This is a genomic window from Rhizobacter sp. P3_C12, assembly GCF_056402735.1.
This window is the reverse complement of sequence record NZ_JBFUGW010000018.1, coordinates 1-20,382: the sequence shown is the minus strand read 5'-3', so window position 1 is coordinate 20,382 and position 20,382 is coordinate 1. Positions and strand designations below refer to the sequence as shown.

The following is a 20,382-nucleotide window of genomic DNA, read 5'->3' as shown; positions in this document are numbered from 1 at the left end:
AGTTCTAACCGCGGGCCCTTATCTTTCGTCTCATGCGGAATCCCCCGCGACGCTTGTCCCCAGGAGATCACATGAAGATGAAGTCGTTGACCGCTGCGCTCGCCGCAGCCGGCCTGCTGGCCGCCGGTTCGGCCGGCGCCTTCAGCCTGACGCCCGAGTGGCTGAGGAGCAAACCCGAGGCGAAGCCCGCCGCCGTGACCTCGACCGCGCCGGCACCGGTGCCGATGCTGGCGGCCGCGGGCCAGGTGCCCAACTACCGTGCGATCGTCGCGACCTCCGGCCCGGCCGTCGTCGGCGTCACGGTGGCCGGCCTGCACAAGGCCTCGGCCGAGGAGCAACAGCAGCAAGGGCTGCCGCCCGGCGCCGAGAACGATCCGTTCTTCCAGTTCTTCCGCGGCCTGCCGGGCTTCCAGCAGCGCGGCCAGCGCGGCAACCCGTCGGTGCCGTTCCGCGGCCAGGGATCGGGTTTCATCATCAGCGCCGACGGCCTGATCCTGACCAACGCCCACGTGGTGCGCGAAGCCAAGGAAGTGACCGTCAAGCTCAGCGACCGCCGCGAGTTCTCGGCCAAGGTGCTGGGCTCGGACGCCGCCACCGACATCGCGGTGCTGCGCATCCAGGCCAAGGACCTGCCGATCGTGCGCCTGGGCGACCCGCAGAACATCGAGGTCGGCGACCCGGTGCTCGCGATCGGCGCGCCCTACGGCTTCGAGCAGACCGCCACCACCGGCATCATCAGCGCGAAGGGTCGCTCGCTGCCCGGCGACGCGGTGGTGCCCTTCATCCAGACCGATGCGGCGGTGAACCCCGGCAACTCCGGCGGTCCGCTGTTCGACGGCAGCGGTGCGGTGATCGGCATCAACGCGCAGATCTACTCGCAGACCGGCGGCTTCCAGGGCCTGAGCTTCGCGATCCCGATCAATGTCGCGCTGAAGGTCAAGGACCAGATCGTCGCGACCGGCCGCGCCACGCACGGCCGCCTGGGTGTCGCGGTGCAGGACGTGAACCAGAGCCTGGCCGAGTCGTTCGGCATGAAGCGGCCTGACGGCGCGCTGGTCGCGAAGGTCAGCAAGGACAGCGCCGCCGAGAAGGCCGGCCTGAAGCCGGGCGACGTGATCACCGCGGTGAATGGCGACCCGATCGTGCGCTCCGGCGCGTTGTCGAGCCGCATCGGCCTCGCGGCGCCCGGCGACAAGGTGAAGCTGTCGGTGTGGCGCGACCGGGCCGAGCGCTCGATCGACGTGAAGCTGGGCGGTGCCGATCCGGACGAGGACGTGGCATCGGCCAACGGCGGCGATTCGCAGGGCGTGCAGCTCGGGCTGTCGCTGCGCCAGCTGACGCGCGAAGAGAAGCGCCAGAGCAAGCTGGAACAGGGCCTGGTGATCGAGAACGTCGACGGCCCGGCGGCGCGCGCCGGCATCGAGGCGGGCGACGTGCTGCTGGCCATCAACGGCAAGCCGGTCACGTCGATCGAGCAGGTGCGGGCCGTGATGGCCGGCAAGCCGAAGAGCGTGGCGCTGCTGGTCGAGCGCGATGGCGAGCGGATCTTCGTGCCGGTGAACCTGGGCTGACGCGGTCTCTGCCGCAAGAAAAGAGCCGACCCTCGGGTCGGCTTTTTCAGTTCTATGACTCTGCAGGCAATCTGCCGAAGTTGTTGACGATGTCCGTCGTGGCACCGTTCGACAGAAGGAGGTGGATGACCTCCGCCTTGCGATACATGTGGGCGAAGTTCGACGTCGACCGCCTGGGGGTTGGTGAGGTAGCCGTACCGGCGTTGCAATTCGGCGATCTCGTCGGCGGTCAGTTGGATGGGCATGTCAATTCCCCACCTTCTCCATTTCCTTTGGGGACAACGACAAGGAGTGGGTCGCGGACGTGCCTTCGCCGGTTGCCCACGCCTTGGACACCCATGCGCCACCCCATTCGTCGATTTCGTAGACAGACAGAACAAGTCCCCGCATCCCGGCAACCCGAAATCTCTCGTCAGCGTTCAGTCGATCAAGGACGGAACTTCTTATCGACAGGACTCTTACGGCGTCACCGACTTCGACTTCCCTGCCATTGACATCATGTGTCTTCATCGAGAGATGCTCCTTTCCGGCTTGTGATCATCGCCCGCCCGTCTTGAATTTTTCGCCCTTTGAGTTGATGCATGCACATTGGCAATGTTCGGCTTGGCAGCCAAGGTTTTTTTTCGCTTCCTTTTCGGCCTCCCGCTGAGCATCGCTCATGGAGCTCCCCTCTCCAGAACCTTCTGCAGAAGTATTGCTTGGCCCTCCCGATTCCGTGTTGGCAAAGCACTTGCAGTTGCATCGCACCATGCCACGCGTGCCGGGCCTGGCTGGATAGTTCAGATAAATTGCGATAGGGATCGCGGTTGTCACGGCCGGCCTCACCAGCAGGCCGGCCTCTATGCAAGCTGGGGCATTGGCAGGATTGGCGCACAGTGCGGGCGTCTGCAATCCTTCGGGGTCAATCAAGCTCAACGGATTTCCGTCTACATACGTGTATGTTGACGAGCTTCCGCCATACAAACCGATTGGGTCGCTCTGTCGATAGGCTCCTCCGTCGGAGGCGTAATACCGGTGATAGTTGTAGTACAGACCGCTCTCGGCGTCCGCGTACTGCCCTGGGAAGCGCAGGTTCTGCGTGAAGACCGCAAGCCCCTCTGGATTGGTCTCCGGCGCCGTGGTGCCGAACGGTTCGGCCAGCCAGCGCCAGCGCACGCGGTTGTCGCGATCCATCACGATGCGCGGGGCGTTCAGGTGATCGGCGTGGATGTAGTACACGAGCGGCTCGCCGCTCGGGTTCGCCGGATCTGGCATGAACGCCGCGATCGGCGTGTCGCGCAGCCACACGTATTCGCGGATCGCCGCACCGTTCGGGTCGTACTCGCCGAGCAGGTGCCCGCCTTGGTCGTACACGAAGACCACCGTGCTCGCCGGCCCCGTGCTGCTGACCTTGCGCACCCGCTGCCCGAAGGCGTTGTAGGTGTAGGTCGTCGTCACGCCGGCCTTGGTAAGCGTCGCGAGTTGCCCGAGCAGGTTGTAGGTCGCGGTGTAGCCGGCACTGTCCTGCGTCGTGTTGCCCGCGTTGTCGAACACGAAGCTTCGCGCCGGGTTCGTGATGCTCGTGAGTCGGTTGCTGGTGGGCTCCGTGTTGCAGGTGCTCAGACTGCCGTTCAGGCTCACGTTCGCACGGTTTCCGCTGGGGTCGTAAGAGATCGCCCAACTGGAAGTAGCCGTCGTGATGCCGGTGAGCCGGTCGTTCTCGTCGTGCGTGAAGCTCTGGTCCAGCGCTGGCTGCGACGTGCCGTCGGGCAGCAGGTGCGTGAAGCTCGTGATGCGGCTCGCCTCGTCGTACCGCACGTCGCGGAACACGGGGCCGAGCCGGTAGCGCGTGATGCGCCCGCTCAGGTCGTAGAAGCGCTCGTGCGGCAACGGGCCACCGGTGGTGTTCCATTGCCAGCTGCTCACCGCCCACTCGAACGGCTCCCAGCGCACGCCGGTGATCAGTGYCAGCGCGGTGCTGCCTGCATCCTTGGCGAGGCTGACGGCCTGAACCCGCCCGCGCAGCAGCGTCAGCGAAGCAACCCGACCGGACGGGTAGGTGGTGCTGCTCAGGTTGCCGAGCGTGTAGCCGTAGGTCACCACATGGGTGAGCTGCGCCGCGTTCGCGCCGGCAACCGGTTGCACGCGCTGCGTGTCGCTGACGACTCGCCCGTGGCCCTCGTGGCGGTATTGGTTCGAGCCCGCCTCGTGGGTGGTACTGGTCAGGCGACCGATGCCATAAGCGAAGCCGGGACCGGTCTGGCTGTAGGTCCAGGTCACCGATTCGCTCCGCTGGCCGCTGAGCGTTGCCACAGCACCCGTGGGCCGGTCGGCCAAATCGTAGGAATAGGTCGTCAGCACGCCACGGCTGTCGGTGCGGGTGAGCAGGTTGCCGATTTCGTTGAAGGTGTGGTCGGCGGGACCGGTGTCGGGGCTGATCAGCTGCGTCGCGTTGCCGAAGCCGTCGCGCGGGTACTGGGTGACGAGATTGCGCGGATCGGTGACCTTCGTGGTGCGGTCGCCGCCGTCGTACTCGAAGCTCGTCTTGCCGCTCTTCGGATCGGTGTGGTCCTTCACGCGGTACAGCGGGTCGTAGCTGAACCTGGTCTCCAGGTCCAGTGTGCCGGCGCCGCGGGTGATCTTGGTGCGGTTGCCTTGGGCATCGTATTCGTACGTCGTCACCGGCGTCGGTGAGACGGGCGGCGGCGGAAGCTCTGCGTGGCAAAGCGTGGTGATGAGCAGGCAGGTCGCAACAGCAATGACCCCTGCATGGGTTGTCGTCTTCTTCATCGGGTGGATCGCGTGAGGGTGGTGGATCAGGCCGCGCCATCCACCCTCTCTACGACCAAGGACGACTGCTTCGACGACGCGGCCGGCGGATTACACGTGAAGCAGATTGACGTGCCAAGAGGGTCGGCCGCCGATCACGATTTCAAGTACATCTGTATGGCCGACGCGGCCATGGGATGCCCAGCGCGGTCCTACACCTCACGGCCTCTGGACTGACACGCCGCTGCGCCACTGCCCGTCCCGCAGCGTCGGCCTCGTCCCAGGCACGCGACGCACCTCGCGCAGTCCAATGAAGTTCACCTTCATGACAAGAAAGGACTTCATCATGAACAGCCACAAGTCCCTGCTCGCACCGATCGCCGCCGCCCTCGCCATCGCGTCCGGCACCGCCGTGTGGGCCCAGGACGACCGCGCCCCGCTGCCGCCCACCAAGCAGGCCGGCGACATCACCTACGTGACGGGCGGCGTGGCCTATGAAGAGGTGCCGGCGTTCAAGGACGCCAAGCGCGACTACCCGCTCGCGATCGAGATCTACGAGAAGGCCGGGTCGAAGAACCAGTTCACCGCCGACACGCAAGTGAAGCTGATCGACCGGGAGGGCGACGTCGTCTTCGACGCGCAGGCCGACGGCCCCTACATGCTGGTGAAGGCACCGGCCGGGCAGTACAAGATGGAAGCCACGCTGAACGGCCGGACCGTCACGAAGCAGGTCACCGTGAACTCGCGCGGCACGGCCAATCCGGTGGTGGTGTTCCCGCAGGGCACCGACTGACCCACAGCGCTCACTGCGCTGACGGCTCCGTCATCAGCGCGGTGTAGCGGCGCTGCATCTCGTCGGGGGTGAGTTGCTCGATGCTGTGCCCGATCAGCCATTCGTGGCCGAACGGATCACGCAGCTTGCCACTGCGCTCACCATAGAACTGATCGGTCGGCGCCATCAGCACGGTGGCGCCGGCCGACACCGCTTGCTCGAGCACCGCGTCGGCGTTGTCGACGTGCAGGTGCACGCTGGCGTAGCTGGTCGAGCCGCCCACCGGAGGCGCCTCGATGCCGTACTCGGGGAACGCGTCCGACAGCATCAGCACCGACGGACCGAGTTCCAGCTCGGCATGCCCGATGCGCCCCGACGGCTCGGTCAGGCGGAACAGCTCCTTCGCACCGAAGGCCTGCGTGTAGAACGCGATCGCCGCGGCGGTGTCGCGCACGCGCAGGTAGGTGAACACTTCATGGATCATCGCAAGCTCCTTGGAGTCATCCGGCCGAAGCGTAGGGGTTCGCCCGGCCCGATGTCTTGAAGATTTTTTCCGCGGTGTGGCTGGCCTGGTCCGGTGCGAGCGGGTGGTACGCCGTCGGCGTGAGCCCCGAGAAGCTGCGGAACTCCCGCACCAGGTGGGCCTGGTCGGCATGGCCTTCGGCGAGCGCGAGCGCGGCCCAGTCGACGGGCTCGCCGAGGGTCCGGCATCTTGCGGCGATCTGCACGATGCGCTGGAAGCGGGCGATCCGCAGGTAGCGCTTGGGCGCCAGCCCGACGCGCTGCGAGAACTCGGCGATGAAGCGCTTCGGTGACCAGCCGAGCGCGGACCGCACTTCGGCGACGCTGCGTGGCACCGAGCCCTCGAATGCTTGCAGGGCCCAGGCGATCGGCGCATCGGCGGCGTGCCGCGGCGCCCGGTGCAGGCGCGACAGCAACCATGCTTCCAGGTGATGCAGCCGGGCGGCCGCCCCCTGCAAGGCCTGGAGGCGGTCGCGCAACGCGCCCGCCTCGGGGCCCCACAGCTCGTCGGGCGTGGCCGGCGTCGCCAGTTCCGTCAGCGGCACGCCGAACAGCGCCGCGGCGCCGCCGGCCCGGAAATGCACGCCGAGCACCGACGAGGGCTCACCGGTCTCACGGAAGAAGGGCCCTTGCTGCGGCGCCTGCACGATGCCACCGGCAAAGCGTCGGCCCTGCAGGTCATCGGCCGAGGCGAAGCGGTTCAGGTGGCTCTGCCGCAGCGCGATGATCAGGTCGGCCCGGCCGGTCGGCAGGTTGCGCTCGCGCGCATGCGGCATCGCGCCGCGTTCGCCGGCCCACAGGCAGTCGACGAAGGCGTCGAGCGGCGGGGCGGGCGTGCGACGCAGAAGCATGGCCGCACCATACACCGCCGATCCCGGATTGGCATCCGGGCTACAGGTTCGTGCGGAGTCTCCAGATCTCGGGGAACAGCACCACGTCCAGCATCTTGCGCAGGTAGCCGACGCCGCTGGTGCCGCCGGTGCCGCGCTTGAAGCCGATCACCCGCTCCACCGTCGTCACATGGCGGAAGCGCCAGAGGCGGAATGCGTCCTCCAGATCCGTCAGCTCCTCGCCGAGCTGGTACAGGTCCCAGTGCTGCTGCGGCGCGCGGTAGGCCACCAGCCACGCCTGCTCGACGGCATCGTCGCACACGTACGGCTGCGACCAGTCGCRCTCCACATGCGAGGCCGGCACCGGCAGGCCACGCCGCGCCAGCAGCCGCAGCGCCTCGTCGTACAGCGACGGCGCGTGGTACGCCGCCTCGACACGCGCCAGGATCTCCGGCGTGTGCGCATGCGGCTTCAGCATCGCCGCGTTCTTGTTGCCCAGCATGAACTCGATGCAGCGGTACTGCCAGCTCTGGAAGCCGCTGCTGTTGCTCAGGTACGGCCGGATCGCCGAATACTCCGGCGGCGTCATCGTCGCGAGCACGTCCCAGGCATGCACCAGCTGCTCCATGATGCGGCTCACGCGGGCCAGCATCTTGAAGGCGGTGCCCAGGTCGTCGCTCGCGATGCGCTGTACCGCCGCACCCAGCTCGTGCAGCATCAGCTTCATCCACAGCTCGCTGGTCTGGTGCTGCACGATGAACAGCATCTCGTTGTGCTCGGGCGAGAGCGGGTGCTGCGCGTTCAGCACCTCGTCGAGGTGCAGGTAATCGCCATAGCTCATGTCGCGCGAGAAATCGAGCTGTGCACCTTCCTCGCGGACGATGTTCTCGCCGGGGTGGCCTGGCTGACCTGGGTTGTGCGGGCAGCTCATGTCACCGCCGCGCGCTGGTTGAAGCGGGCCTGCTGCCACTCGCCGGTCTGCAGCACCTGCACCAGGTGCTCCACCGCATCCCACACGTCGATGAAGCGGGTGTACAGCGGCGTGAAGCCGAAGCGCAGGATGTCGGGCGCCCGGAAGTCGCCGATCACGCCGCGCGCGATCAGCGCCTGCATGATCGGGTAGCCGCCATCGGCGCGCGCGAAGCTCGCCTGGCTGCCGCGCTGCGCCGCATCGCGCGGCGTCTGCAGCGTGAGGCCGTGGCCGGCGCAGCGCGCCTCGACCAGCGCGATGAACAGCTCGCTCAGCGCGATCGACTTGCGGCGCAGCGCCGGCTGCCCGCCGTGCGCCTCGGCGGCGAGCATCGTGTCGACACCGCACTCCAGCGCGGCCAGCGACAGCACCGGCGGCGTGCCGCAGATGAAGCGGCCGATGCCGGCGGCGGGGTGGTAGTCGGGCGTGAACTGGAACGGCGCCGCATGCCCGAGCCAGCCCGACAGCGGCTGCCACAGCTGCTCGGCGTCCATGCGCGCGGTGATCGTCGGGTGCACCCAGACGAAGGCCGGCGCGCCGGGTCCGCCATTCAAATACTTGTAGCCGCAGCCCACCGCGAAGTCGGCCGCGCCAGCGCGCGGGCCGCTGCCCTTCAGGTTCACCGGCACCGCGCCGGCCGAGTGCGCGAGATCCCACACCACCAGCGCGCCCGCGGCATGCACCGCGAGGTTGGTTGCTTCCATGCGGTGCATGCGGCCGCTGCGGTAGTTCACGTGCGTCAGCATCAGCACCGCGAGGCGGTCGTCGATCAGCGCCGGGATCTCGTCGGCCTCGGCCAGCACCAGCTCGAAGCCGCGCTGCCGCGCCAGGCTCTCGGCGATGTACAGGTCGGTCGGGAAGTTGAAGCGCTCCGAGACGATGCGCTTACGCCCCGGCGTGTCGCGCTGCGCCAGGTCGAGCGCGGCCGACAAGGCCTTGAACAGGTTCACCGAGGTCGAGTCGGCGACGATCAGCTCGCCGGGCCCGGCCCCCAGCAGCGACGCGATCTTGTCGCCGATGCGTTGCGGCAGGTCGATCCAGCCGGCGGTGTTCCAGCTCTTGATCAGGTCGCGGCCCCATTCGGCGGCGGCCACCTGCTGCACGCGCGCCGCGGTGGCGCGCGGCAGGGCGCCGAGCGAATTGCCGTCGAGGTAGATCACGGCTTCGGGTGTGTCATCCGGAAGGTCGAACAAGTCGCGCAGCGGCGCCAGTTCATCGCGGGCGTCGAGCGCCAGGCAGTCTTGTCGTGTCATCGTCATGCAGGGTCTTTCAGAGTTCTCTCAGCACTGCGCGCACCGGCGAGGCGCAGGCCAGCATCAGCTTCAGCGGCAGCGCGATCAGTTCGTAGTCGCCGGCCGGCACGTCGTCGAGCACCAGGTTCTCCAGCACGCGCAGGTCGCGCGCCAGCAGCTGGTGGTGGCTGTCCAGCGTCTTGCTGTCGGCCGGGTCGACCGACTGGCTGTCGATGCCCACCAGCCGCACGCCGCGGTCGGCCAGCCAGCCGATGCTCTCGGGCGCGAACGACGTGAACTCGGGCGACCAGGCGGTCGGCGCCTTCAGCACGCTGCGCACCAGCACGCGTGGCGGCAGGTCATCGGCGAACGGCGCCAGGTGCTCCGGCCGCACCAGCGCGCCGATGCCGATCGCGTGGATCACCCGGCAGCGGCCCAGGTACGGCGCCAGGTCGACCGCGCCGATGGCCGGCGCGCCGTCGCCGTAGTGCAGCGGCGCATCGGCGTGCGCGCCGATGTGCGGCGACATCGTGATCGCGCTCAGGTTGACCGGGCAGTCCGGGCCGATGCGCGCGGTCCAGGCCTGCGAATACGCCTCGTCGCCGGGAAACAGCGGCGAGTCGGGGGCGATGGGGGGGGAGATGTCCCAGAGCTTTTTCACGGCCGGAACATAGCACCGCCGATGGCACCGTGGTGTCGGTTATTTCAGACAGGCCGTGATGGCCAATAAATGCTTGACACCTGAAATATCAAGCTCTAAATTTCATTGGCCCGGCAGTTTCCCCAATCCATCCGCCGCGGCCTTCCGGAGATCACCCACATGCGCATCGCCTGCATCGGCGGCGGCCCCGCGGGCCTGTACTTCGCGCTGTTGATGAAGAAGCAGGACCCGTCGCACGAGGTCACGGTGATCGAGCGCAACCGCGCCGACGACACCTTCGGCTGGGGTGTCGTGTTCTCCGACCAGACGCTGGGGGCCGTGCAGCGCAGCGACCCGAAGAGCGCGGCGCAGATCCTCGATGCGTTCAACCACTGGGACGACATCGAGGTGCACTTCAAGGGCGAGGTGGTCCGCTCGTCCGGCCACGGCTTCTGCGGCATCGGCCGGCGCAAGCTGCTGAACATCCTGCAGGACCGCTGCGCCGAAGAGGGCGTGCGGCTGCGCTTTGAGACCGAGTGCGCCGACGACACCACCCTCGATGCCGACCTCGTGATCGCCTGCGACGGCCTGAACAGCCGCATCCGCAGCCGCTATGCCGCCACCTACGAGCCCGATGTCGACACCCGGCTGTGCCGCTTCGTCTGGCTCGGCACGCACAAGCGCTTCGATGCGTTCACGTTCGCGTTCGAGCGCACCGAGTGGGGCTGGTTCCAGGTGCACGCCTACCGCTTCGATGCCGACACCTCCACCTTCATCGTCGAGGCGCCCGAGCCGGTGTGGCGCGCCGCGGGCCTGGCCGACCTGGGCAAGGAAGAGAGCATCGCGTTCTGCGAGAAACTGTTCGCGAAGATCCTGGACGGCCATGCGCTGATGTCGAACGCGGCGCACCTGCGCGGCTCGGCGCAGTGGATCCGCTTCCCGCGGGTGGTGTGCAAGCGCTGGATCCATCACAACGGCCGTGCGCCGGTGGTGCTGATGGGCGACGCGGCGCACACCGCGCATTTCTCGATCGGCTCGGGCACCAAGCTCGCGCTCGAGGATGCGATCGACCTGGCCGCCGCGATCGGAGCGCACCCGGGCGCGCTCGACCAGGCACTGGCCGCCTACGAAGCGCAACGCAGCATCGAGGTGCTGAAGATCCAGAACGCGGCGCGCAACTCGACCGAATGGTTCGAGAACGTCGAGCGCCATGCGCGGCTCGATGCGCCGCAGTTCGCGTATTCGCTGCTGACGCGTTCGCAGCGCATCTCGCACGAGAACCTGCGGCTGCGCGATGCGGCGTATGTCGGCGGCTACGAGCAATGGCTGGCGCAGCGTGCCGGGCTCGACGGCACGCATGCGGTGCCGCCGATGTTCACGCCGTTCACGCTGCGCGGCGTGACGCTTGCGAACCGCGTCGTCGTCTCGCCGATGGCGCAGTACAGCGCGGTCGACGGCGTGCCGGGCGACCACCACCTGGTGCACCTGGGAGCCAGGGCGATGGGCGGCGCGGGCCTGGTGTTCGCCGAGATGACCTGCACCTCGCCCGATGCGCGCATCACGCCGGGCTGCCCCGGGCTGTACACCGATGCGCAGATGCTGGCGTGGCGGCGCATCGTCGATTTCGTGCACCAGGGCAGCAGCGCGAAGATCGCGATGCAGCTGGGCCATGCCGGCGCGAAGGGTTCGACCCGCGCGCCGTGGGATGGCGAAGACCTGCCGCTGGCTGCGGCCAACTGGCCGCTGATCTCGGCCTCGCCGCAGCAGTACCTCGATGGCGTCAGCGACTGGTCGCGGGCGATGACGCGCGACGACATGGACCGCGTCACCGCCGATTTCGTCGCGGCCACCAAGCGTGCCGCGCAGGCCGGCTTCGACTGGCTGGAGCTGCACTGCGCGCACGGCTACCTGCTGTCGTCGTTCCTGTCGCCGCTGACCAACCAGCGCACCGACGTGTATGGCGGCGAGCTGGCGAACCGGCTGCGCTACCCGCTGGAGGTGCTGGCGGCGATGCGCGAGGCGTGGCCGGCCGACAGGCCGCTGTCGGTGCGCATCTCGGCGCACGACTGGGTGCCGGGTGGCAACACACCTGATGATGCGATCGCGATCGCGCGCGCATTCAAGGCGGTGGGTGCCGACCTGGTCGACGTCTCGTCCGGGCAGGTCAGCCCGCAGCAGCGGCCGGTGTACGGGCGCATGTACCAGACGCCGTTCGCCGAGGCGATCCGCAACGAGGCCGGCATCGCGACGATGGCGGTCGGCGCGATCTTCGAGGCCGACCATGTGAACGGCATCATCGCGGCCGGCCGCGCCGACCTGTGCGCGATCGCGCGGCCGCACCTGGCGAACCCGGCCTGGACGCTGCTGGAGGCCGCGAAGATCGGCCACGTCAACGGCGTCGGCGCCGAGTGGCCGCGGCAGTACCTCGCGGGCAAATCGCAGCTGGAGCGCAACCTCGAGCGCGAGCGGGCGATGGCGGCGCAGACGGCGGGGCTGTCGGCGCAGGAGCAGGCGAACCTGGCGCAGGGGGTGTGATGGAACTGGCCGGCTTGCATGCGGTGGTGACCGGGGGCGGCAGCGGGATCGGCGAGGCGATCGCGGCGGCGCTGCTGAGGCATGGGGCGCAAGTGACGTTGATGGGGCGAGACGAAGCCCGGTTGCTGGCGGCGCGGGAGCGCTTGGCGGACGGAGCTTCGACAAGCTCAGCCCGACCCTTCGACAAGCTCAGGGCGAACGGGGGAGGAGCCGGAGCAAACGGGGGGGAATCCGTTCGGGCTGAGCCTGTCGAAGCCCTGCCCGCGATCCACGTTCGTCCCGTCGACATCACCGACGCGGCCGGCGTCGAACGGGCGTTTCACTCCGCTGGCCCCGTCGACCTCCTGATCAACAACGCCGGCCAGGTCGAAAGCCAGCCCTTCGCTCGCACCACGCTCGACCAGTGGAACCGCCTGCTGCAGGTCAACCTGACCGGCACCTTCCTGTGCACCCAGCAGGTGCTGCCCGGCATGACCGAGCGCGGCTTCGGCCGCATCGTCAACATCGCGAGCACCGCGGCACTGAAGGGCTATGCCTATGTCGCCGCGTACTGCGCCGCCAAGCACGGCGTGCTCGGCCTGACGCGCGCGCTCGCGCTCGAGGTGGCGCGCAAGGGCGTCACCGTCAACGCCGTCTGCCCGGGCTACACCGACACCGACATCGTCGCCCGCGCGGTCGAGCAGATCGCGAGCAAGACGCAGCGCAGCGCCGAAGCAGCGCGCGATGCCCTCGCCGCCACGAACCCGCAGGGCCGCCTGGTGCAGCCCGACGAGGTGGCGCAGGCCGTGCTGTGGCTGTGCCGGCGCGAATCATCCAGCATCACCGGCCAGGCGATCGCCGTGGCCGGTGGGGAGGTGTGATGTGATTTCCGACATCAGCGACCTCGAATCCCGCGTGATCGACGATCACCATCAAGCCCTCAAGCTCTGGCTGCGCCTGCTGTCGTGCAGCAACCGCGTCGAGTCGGTGATCCGCAACCGGCTGCGCAGCGAGTTCGCGACCACGCTGCCGCGCTTCGACCTGCTGGCGCAGCTGGAGCGCGAACCGGCCGGCCTGGCGATGGGCGAGCTGTCGCAGCGGCTGATGGTGACCGGCGGCAACGTGACCGGCATCACCGACCAGCTCGAAGCCGAAGGCCTGGTGCGCCGCGTGCCGCGCCCGGACGACCGGCGTTCGTTCGCGGTGCAGCTGACGCCGGCCGGCCGCCGCCAGTTCCGGCGCATGGCGGCCACGCACGAGCAGTGGGTGGTCGAGCTGTTCGCCGGCTGGTCGGCCGACGAGAAGACGCAGGTGCAGGACTTGCTCTCGGTGCTGAAGCGGCATCTCGCCGGCATCGACAGTGCGCTGCCTGCAAAGCCGGCGAAGAGAACCCGAACGAAGGAGAAGACATGACGCGTGCTATGGATTCCCACCTCGCGGCCGGCAACCGCCAGGGCGCGGCCGCGATCGCGCCGCAGCACGTCGGCTGGGCGCTGCATGGCCGCGTCGGCGTGATCACGCTGAACCGGCCCGAGCGCAAGAACCCGCTGACCTTCGAGTCGTACGCCGAACTGCGCGACCTGTTCCGCATGCTGGCGCAGGTCGACGAGGTGCGCGCGATCGTCGTGCAGGGCGCTGGCGGCAACTTCTGCTCCGGCGGCGACGTGCACGAGATCATCGGCCCGCTGACGAAGATGGCGATGCCCGACCTGCTCGCCTTCACGCGCATGACCGGCGATTTCGTGAAGGCGATGCGCGCCTGCCCGCAGCCGGTCGTCTCGGCGATCGACGGCGTGTGCGCCGGTGCCGGCGCGATCATCGCGATGGCCTCCGACCTGCGCGTCGGCACCGCGCGCAGCAAGACCGCGTTCCTGTTCTCGCGCGTCGGGCTGGCCGGCTGCGACATGGGCGCCTGCGCGCTGCTGCCGCGCATCGTCGGGCAGGGGCGCGCGTCGGAGCTGCTGTACACCGGGCGCTCGCTGGGCGGCGACGAGGCGTTGCAATGGGGCTTTTTCAATCGCCTGAGCGAGCCTGACGCGCTGCAGGCCGATGCCCTGGCCTGGGCCGGCGAGATCGCGGCCGGCCCCGGCTTCGCGCATGCGATGACGAAGCGCATGCTGCACCAGGAGTGGGCGATGGGCGTCGACGAGGCGATCGAGTCCGAGGCGCAGGCACAGGCGATCTGCATGATGACGCAGGATTTCCATCGGGCGTACGAGGCATTCGCGGCGAAGTCCCGGCCGGTGTTCGAGGGCGATTGATGAGCGCGCACCTCGACTGGCCGTTCTTCGAGGCGCGCCACGCGGCGTTGGAACAGGAGCTCTCGCGCTGGTGCGGCGAGCACCTGGCCGACGTGCCGCACGACGATGTCGACACCACCTGCCGCCGCCTCGTGAAGCAGCTCGGCGACGCCGGCTGGCTGCGCCACGCGATCGCCGAGAAGCCGGGTGACGCGATCGACACCCGCGCGATCTGCCTGCTGCGCGAGACGCTGGCGCGCCACCACGGCCTGGCCGATTTCGCGTTCGCGATGCAGGGCCTCGGCTCGGGTGCGATCTCACTGGACGGCACGCCGGCGCAACGCGAGCGCTACCTGCCGAGGGTCGCGCGCGGCGAGGCGATCGCGGCGTTCGCGCTGTCCGAGCCCGAGGCCGGCTCCGACGTGGCCGCGCTCGCCTGCGCGGCGCGCGACGACGGCGATGCGTATGTGATCGATGGCGAGAAGACCTGGATCTCGAACGGCGGCATCGCCGATTTCTACGTGCTGTTCGTGCGCACCGGCGAGGCACCGGGCTCGCGCGGCATCACCGCGTTGATCGTCGATGCCGACACGCCGGGCCTGCAGATCGCCGAGCGCATCGAGCTGATCGCGCCACACCCGCTGGCACGGCTGCGCTTCGACGGCTGTCGCGTGCCGAAGACCCAGCGGCTCGGCGAGGCGGGCCAGGGCTTCAAGCTCGCGATGCGCACGCTCGACATCTTCCGCACCTCGGTCGCGGCGGCCGCGCTCGGCTTTGCGCGGCGCGCGCTCGATGAAGCCTTGCAGCGCGCGACGACGCGCAAGATGTTCGGCCAGACGCTGGCCGATTTCCAGCTGACGCAGGCGAAGCTCGCACAGATGGCGACCACCGTCGACAGCGCCGCGCTGCTGACCTACCGCGCCGCCTGGCAGCGCGACCAGGGCCGCAACGTGACGCGCGAGGCCGCGATGGCCAAGCTGGCCGCGACCGAAGGCGCCCAGCAGGTCATCGATGCCGCGGTGCAGTTGTGGGGCGGCGCCGGCGTTGTCAGCGGCAACACGGTGGAGACGCTGTACCGCGAGATCCGCGCGCTGCGCATCTACGAGGGTGCGACGGAAGTCCAGCAGTTGATCATTGCCCGCGAGTTGTTGAAAGGAACGTGAGATGTCAGCGCACGTCGACACCTTTGCCCGCGATCACCTGCCGCCGCGCGATCAGTGGCCCGAGCTGGTGTTCGACCTGCCGGAGCTGCAGTTCCCCGCCGAGCTGAACTGCGCGGCCGAGCTGCTGGACCGCTGGGTCGACGAGGGCCACGGCGATCGCCTCTGTGTGCAAGGGCAGGGCGTGCGCTGGACCTACGCGCAACTGCAGGCCCAGGCCAACCGCATCGCGCACGTGCTGGTCGACGACCTGGGCCTCGTGCCCGGCAACCGCGTGCTGCTGCGCGGGCCGAACTCGCCGATGCTGGCGGCCTGCTGGTTCGGCGTCGTCAAGGCCGGCGGCATCGCGGTCGGCAGCATGCCGCTGCTGCGCGCGAAGGAGCTGGTGCAGATCGTCCACAAGGCCGAGATCAGCCATGCGCTGTGCGACATCCGGCTGGCCGACGAACTGGCGCAGGCCGGGCCGCAGTGCCCGACGCTCGCGCACGTGCTGCACTTCATGACCGATCGCGAGGGCGGCCTCGAGGCGCGCGCGGCCACCAAGGCGRCCCGCTTCGACACCGTGCGCACCGCCGCCGACGACACCTGCCTGATGGCCTTCACCTCCGGCACGACCGGTGCGCCGAAGGCGACGCTGCATTTCCACCGCGACGTGATGGCCGCCTGCGCCTGCTGGCCGCGCCACGTGCTGCGGCCGACGCCCGACGACGTGTTCATCGGCAGCCCGCCGATCGCGTTCACGTTCGGGCTCGGCGGGCTGTTGCTGTTCCCGCTGTCGGTGGGCGCATCGACGGTGCTGGTCGAGCGCCCGGGGCCGGATGCGCTGCCGGCCGCGATCGCGCAGTACCGCGCGACGACGCTGGTCACCTCGCCGACCGCGTACCGCGCGATGGCCGGCCAGCTCGCCGCGCACGACCTGTCGTCGCTGCGCCAATGCGTGTCGGCCGGCGAGGCGCTGCCGGCGGCGACCCGCCAGCTGTGGAAGCAGGCGAGCGGCATCGAGATCATCGACGGCATCGGCTCGACCGAGCTGCTGCACATCTTCATCTCGCACGACGAGGCGCATGTGCGGCCGGGCGCGACCGGCACGGTGGTGCCGGGCTACCGCGCCTGCGTGCTCGACGACGACGGCCGGCCGCTGCCGCCGGGGCAGGTGGGGCGGCTCGCGGTCAAGGGGCCGACCGGTTGCCGCTACCTGGCCGACGAGCGCCAGCGCCAGTACGTGAGCGGGGGCTGGAACCTGACCGGCGACGCCTACCTGCAGACCGACGATGGCTACTTCATCTACCAGGCGCGCACCGACGACATGATCATCTCGGGCGGCTACAACATCGCCGGACCGGAGGTGGAGGCGGCCCTGCTGCTGCACCCCGCGGTGGCCGAGTGCGGCGTGGTCGGCGTGGCCGACGACGAGCGCGGGCAGGTCGTCAAGGCCTTCGTGGTGCTGCGGCCGGGGCATGTCGGCGACGCGGCGATGGTGAAGACGCTGCAGGATTTCGCCAAGCAGGCGATCGCGCCCTACAAGTACCCGCGTGCCGTCGAGTTCTGCGACGCGCTGCCGCGCACCGAGACCGGCAAGCTGCAGCGCTTCAAGCTCCGTTCGGGCTGAGCCCCACCCCCCCGTTCGGGCTGAGCCCCACCCCCCGTTCGGGCTGAGCCTGTCGAAGCCGGCGTACACACACAGAGGAGACATCGAGATGAAAGTACTGCAACCCCCCGGCTGGCTGCCGCCGCGCGGCTATGCGAACGGCGTGGCCGCCGAGGGCGTGCTGGTGTTCGTCGCCGGCCAGATCGGCTGGAACGAGCGCTGCGAGTTCGAGAGCGACGATTTCGTCGACCAGGTGCGGCAGGCGCTGCACAACGTCTGCGCGGTGCTGGCCGAAGGCGGCGCGGCGCCGCAGCACATCGTGCGCATGACCTGGTACGTGCTCGACCGTGCCGAGTACCTGGCGCGCGGCCGCGAGGTCGGCGCGGTGTTCCGCGAGCTGGTCGGCAGCTACACGATCGCGATGAGCGCGGTGCAGGTCAGCGCGCTGATGGAGCCGCGCGCGCGGGTCGAGATCGAGGTCACGGCGGTCGTGCCGCGCCCCTGAGCGCTCAGGGCGGCAGCTCGTCGGCCGTGCGCGGCTCGACCATCCGCACGCCGTTGCGTTCGGCCCGGAAGCGCGCCGACGTCTCGTAGACCCGCTTGCGCACCCGCATCACCGCACCCAGCGGCCGGTGTGCCGCGAGCCCGTGCCACGGGCTGAACGACATGCCGTCGTCGATCGCTGCCGAGCGTGCCTCGGTCCACGCGAGCTGGGGCCGCATCACGATGCGCGCGACGCTGGCGAACGGGCTCTCGTCCTCGGGCCAGCGCACCGACGCATCCTCGATCGGCATCGAGGCGAGGTCGGTGCACAGCTGCACGCGCAGTTCCCACTCGCCGCCGGCCTGCGAGAAGTGCGACATCACCGCATCGCGCAAGGCCTGCGGGCGGTCTGCCATCTCGACGTGCGCGCCGGTCAATGCCTGCAGTTCCGCGGACACCGGCACCACCTGCACCTTCGCCATGTACGGCCCCCACAGCATCGGCACCTGGCTGAAGTAGCTGTCGCCCAGCGGGTGGCTCTGCGGATGACCGCCGAGCGCCTTCAGCGTGCCGCTTTGCAGCCCGACCTGCTCGATCGCCCTCTCGGCGCCGCGCAGCACCGCCGACACCGCCTTCTTCAGCGTCGGCACGCGGTCGGTGGTGGCGGCCAGCAGCTTCAGGCCGGCCAGGAACTGCTTCGGCCCCGCCGAGCCGAAGACCGGCCCGTTGACCAGCACGAAATCCTGCGTGAACGCGCCCTCGCTGCCCGGCAGCCGGACGCCGTCGACGCCGATCAGCTTGATCGCCATGCCGCGCGGCGTGGAGACGGCGTCGTCGAGGATGTCGCCGGGGATCGTCGACAGCCGCATCACCAGCGGCCATTCGCCCGGTTGCGCGAACGCGCCCTGCGCATATGCCGGCGGTAGCCCGGCCGGCACGCGCAACTCGCCGCGCAGCAGGCCGTGGCTCTTCGCATGCACGCCGCGCAAGCCGTGGCCCGAATGCGAGAACGTGGTCTGCGCGATGCCGCGCATCGTCTCGATCATCTGGTCGCAGACCGCGGCTTCGTCCTCCTCGGCATGTTCGAAGGACGGGTCGTACGGGATCGGCGTGATGTCCATGCCGCCGATCATCGGGGCCACGCCCGGCGCGGCGCGTCGGACGTGGAACCGGATGCCTGTAGGAGCGGGCCGCCCCGGGTGGGCGTCAGTACCCCCGCAGGTCGTCGATCTTCAGCGCGAGCTCGCCGCCGCGGATGCGTTGCAGCGTGCGCGTGACGACCTCGATGTCGTTGTCGAAGCCGCCGTGCGAGGCCCGCACCCGCACCGGCTGGCCGTCGCTGCCGATCGCGGTCTCGATGCGGTCGCTGGTGACGAGCTGCGTGCGCTTCGCGAGCTGCGCATCGGCCGCCGCGGCGCGCCAGGTGGCCAGCGCCTCGCCGGTATCCGACGAGCCGTCCCAGCCGGCGAACGCGGTGTCGTTGACGGCATCGAGCCCGAGGATCGGCGTGCGCAGGTCGGTCTCCAGCGCGTTCGACACCAGGTACAGCAGCGACTTGCGGTAGATCGACGCGACGTTGTCATCGCGCTCGACCTTGTCGGACAGCACGTCCAGGTGCAGCCGCTCCATCACCCGCGCGTCGCTCGCATAGTGCTGGTTCGCGAACGCGACGGTGCAGGCCGGCGCATACAGGTTGACCGACGCGAGGCGCTGCGCGAGGCCGTCGTCGCGGCCGGCGTGCTGGCGCGCCGCGAGCGCCCCGAGGAAGTGGCCGAGCGCGATCGAGCCGGCCGAGTGGCCGACCAGGTGCAGTTCGAACTGCGTGCCCCAGGTGGCCGCCAGCGACTGGATCGCGTCCAGCAGCAATTCGCCGCCGTGGCGCGGCGAGAAGGCGAGTTGCGCGTTCTCCTTCATCTCGCTCCAGATCGGCCTGGCGAGCGGGCGGCCGATGGTCTTCTCGATCAGCAGGTCGGTCTTGTCGGTCAGCCATTCGCCGGCGCCGGCGCGCGCCGGTTCGCGGTGGAAGGCGTCCGACAGGATGTCGCCGATCGATTCGAGCATGCCGGTCTTCCAGACCAGGAACAGCGGGTAGCAGCCGTTGCCGAGCAGGTAGCGGCCCATCGCGCTCGCGCGCTTGATCGCATCGGGCTCGCTGTTCAGGCCCCCGTGCACGTACAGCAGCAGTCGCTTCGGCCCGTCGGGCTGGCTGCGGAACCACTGGTCGGGCAGCGCATACGCCTGCTGCTGCAGCTTGCGCGGCTGCTCGTCCTCGGTCAGGTAGCGGCTCACGCGGCCGTCGTTGCCGAGCACGACGCTGTGCCGGTACGCGAGCGCGCTGTCCCACCAGCCGTTGCGGTTCGCGTCGCTGCGCTTCGCGCCGGTGCCCTGGGCGCCCGGCTGCGCCACCGCGAGCCGCCCGGCCACCACGCCCGGCACGCCGAGCGCGACGACCCAGGCGTCCATTGCGTTGGCCAGCCAGTCGAGGTACGACAGCGTCGCGAAGCCGCCGGCACCAAAGTCGCGGCCCCAGGAGTTCTGCAGCACGAAACCGCGGTCGTTGAAGCCGACCAGCGCGAACGCATGGCCGCCGTCCTTCGACGGCTTGCCGTCGAACGCGATCAGCGGCAGGTCGGCATGGCCCTTGGGTTCGCCGGCGACGTCGGGCACCGCATCCCAGCCGTCGTGCGTGAAGGCCGAGACGAACACCGCACCATGCTGCGCGATGGCGGCCTGCATGTCGGTGATCGACTGCGTGTCGACGCGGTAGTAGACGCCCAGCGTGTTCTGCGTGGCCCGCGTCGCGAAGCCGTAGCGCGCGGTGTCGGATTTGTCGGCCTGGTAGGGCCAGTCCTTCTCCAGGCACACGCCGTTGTTGAACCAGCCCTTCAGTGCGCCGCGGCAGCTGGAGCCCTCGTAGTTCTCGCCTTCGTATTCGTCGTGGCGGCGCGCCAGCGTGTAGAGCATGCGCGGGCTGACCGATTCGAAGCGGGCCGGCGTCTTCGCCTTCAGCCAGCGCAGGTAGTTGATGACGCAGCCGAGCCCGAAGCCGGTGCAGGCGCCTTCGCTGCCCTGGTTCAGGATCAGCCCGGCCTTGGCATAGCCGGGCAGGAAG

17 protein-coding genes are annotated in these 20,382 nt (G+C 69.3%); 9 read left to right on the top strand and 8 right to left on the bottom strand.

The window, feature by feature from the left end; genetic code table 11:
- Window positions 1-71: 71 nt before the first annotated feature.
- Window positions 72-1,571: a Do family serine endopeptidase gene (locus AC1DXV_RS05310; protein ID WP_477867563.1), complete on the top strand. Its 1,500-nt coding sequence runs from the start codon at window positions 72-74 to the stop codon at window positions 1,569-1,571.
- A gap of 537 nt (window positions 1,572-2,108) precedes the next feature.
- Here the strand turns inward: AC1DXV_RS05310 and AC1DXV_RS05305 are convergent.
- Window positions 2,109-4,340, bottom strand: a complete 2,232-nt coding sequence (locus AC1DXV_RS05305; protein ID WP_477932748.1) for an RHS repeat domain-containing protein — start codon at window positions 4,338-4,340, stop codon at window positions 2,109-2,111.
- A 325-nt stretch (window positions 4,341-4,665) separates the two neighbouring features.
- Between AC1DXV_RS05305 and AC1DXV_RS05300 the strand changes: the two genes are divergently transcribed.
- Window positions 4,666-5,112, top strand: coding sequence for a carboxypeptidase regulatory-like domain-containing protein (locus AC1DXV_RS05300; RefSeq protein WP_477865302.1), 447 nt, complete (start codon window positions 4,666-4,668; stop codon window positions 5,110-5,112).
- Window positions 5,113-5,122: 10 nt separating this feature from the next.
- On the opposite strand, the gene AC1DXV_RS05295 is transcribed toward AC1DXV_RS05300, so the two are convergent.
- The 5 genes from AC1DXV_RS05295 to kynB are packed head-to-tail and all read right to left on the bottom strand — an operon-like array spanning window position 5,123 to window position 9,306.
- Entirely contained in the window at window positions 5,123-5,575 is a 453-nt protein-coding gene (locus AC1DXV_RS05295; RefSeq protein ID WP_477865301.1) for a VOC family protein, read from the bottom strand.
- Window positions 5,576-5,591: 16 nt separating this feature from the next.
- Window positions 5,592-6,464: a DUF6597 domain-containing transcriptional factor gene (locus AC1DXV_RS05290; RefSeq protein WP_477865300.1), complete on the bottom strand. Its 873-nt coding sequence runs from the start codon at window positions 6,462-6,464 to the stop codon at window positions 5,592-5,594.
- Between the two features lie 40 nt (window positions 6,465-6,504).
- On the bottom strand, window positions 6,505-7,374 hold the full coding sequence (gene kynA, locus AC1DXV_RS05285; protein WP_477932746.1) for a tryptophan 2,3-dioxygenase: 870 nt from the start codon (window positions 7,372-7,374) through the stop codon (window positions 6,505-6,507).
- Complete coding sequence (gene kynU / locus AC1DXV_RS05280; protein ID WP_477865298.1) at window positions 7,371-8,672, bottom strand: kynureninase; 1,302 nt, start codon at window positions 8,670-8,672, stop codon at window positions 7,371-7,373. The genes kynA and kynU overlap by 4 nt, the downstream gene beginning before the upstream one ends.
- Window positions 8,673-8,682: 10 nt before the next feature.
- A complete protein-coding gene (kynB, locus tag AC1DXV_RS05275; RefSeq protein WP_477865297.1) occupies window positions 8,683-9,306 on the bottom strand; it encodes an arylformamidase in 624 nt (207 codons plus the stop codon).
- Window positions 9,307-9,465: 159 nt separating this feature from the next.
- On the opposite strand from kynB, the gene AC1DXV_RS05270 reads away from it, so the two are divergent.
- The 7 genes from AC1DXV_RS05270 to AC1DXV_RS05240 all read left to right on the top strand — a co-directional run bounded on the left by AC1DXV_RS05270 (window position 9,466) and on the right by AC1DXV_RS05240 (window position 17,292).
- Entirely contained in the window at window positions 9,466-11,820 is a 2,355-nt protein-coding gene (locus AC1DXV_RS05270; protein ID WP_477932744.1) for a bifunctional salicylyl-CoA 5-hydroxylase/oxidoreductase, read from the top strand.
- Window positions 11,820-12,680, top strand: a complete 861-nt coding sequence (locus AC1DXV_RS05265) for an SDR family NAD(P)-dependent oxidoreductase (protein WP_477865295.1) — start codon at window positions 11,820-11,822, stop codon at window positions 12,678-12,680. The genes AC1DXV_RS05270 and AC1DXV_RS05265 overlap by 1 nt, the downstream gene beginning before the upstream one ends.
- Before the next feature lie 4 nt (window positions 12,681-12,684).
- Window positions 12,685-13,212: a MarR family winged helix-turn-helix transcriptional regulator gene (locus tag AC1DXV_RS05260; protein WP_477865304.1), complete on the top strand. Its 528-nt coding sequence runs from the start codon at window positions 12,685-12,687 to the stop codon at window positions 13,210-13,212.
- Entirely contained in the window at window positions 13,209-14,060 is an 852-nt protein-coding gene (locus AC1DXV_RS05255) for an enoyl-CoA hydratase family protein (RefSeq protein WP_477865294.1), read from the top strand. Before AC1DXV_RS05260 ends, AC1DXV_RS05255 begins: the two co-directional genes overlap by 4 nt.
- Entirely contained in the window at window positions 14,060-15,202 is a 1,143-nt protein-coding gene (locus AC1DXV_RS05250; protein ID WP_477932742.1) for an acyl-CoA dehydrogenase family protein, read from the top strand. Before AC1DXV_RS05255 ends, AC1DXV_RS05250 begins: the two co-directional genes overlap by 1 nt.
- 1 nt (window position 15,203) lies before the next feature.
- Complete coding sequence (locus tag AC1DXV_RS05245) at window positions 15,204-16,808, top strand: AMP-binding protein (protein WP_477932740.1); 1,605 nt, start codon at window positions 15,204-15,206, stop codon at window positions 16,806-16,808.
- A gap of 88 nt (window positions 16,809-16,896) precedes the next feature.
- Window positions 16,897-17,292 carry a RidA family protein gene (locus AC1DXV_RS05240; protein WP_477865291.1) on the top strand — a complete coding sequence of 132 codons (396 nt, stop codon included), beginning with the start codon at window positions 16,897-16,899 and terminating at the stop codon, window positions 17,290-17,292.
- Between the two features lie 4 nt (window positions 17,293-17,296).
- Here the strand turns inward: AC1DXV_RS05240 and AC1DXV_RS05235 are convergent, their stop codons facing one another.
- Together AC1DXV_RS05235 and AC1DXV_RS05230 are read right to left on the bottom strand one after the other, a co-directional pair.
- Window positions 17,297-18,403 carry a catalase family protein gene (locus AC1DXV_RS05235; RefSeq protein ID WP_477932772.1) on the bottom strand — a complete coding sequence of 369 codons (1,107 nt, stop codon included), beginning with the start codon at window positions 18,401-18,403 and terminating at the stop codon, window positions 17,297-17,299.
- Window positions 18,404-18,476: 73 nt separating this feature from the next.
- Window positions 18,477-20,382, bottom strand: a 1,906-nt coding sequence (locus AC1DXV_RS05230; RefSeq protein ID WP_477932738.1) for a C1 family peptidase, incomplete at its 5' end; no start/stop codon positions are given.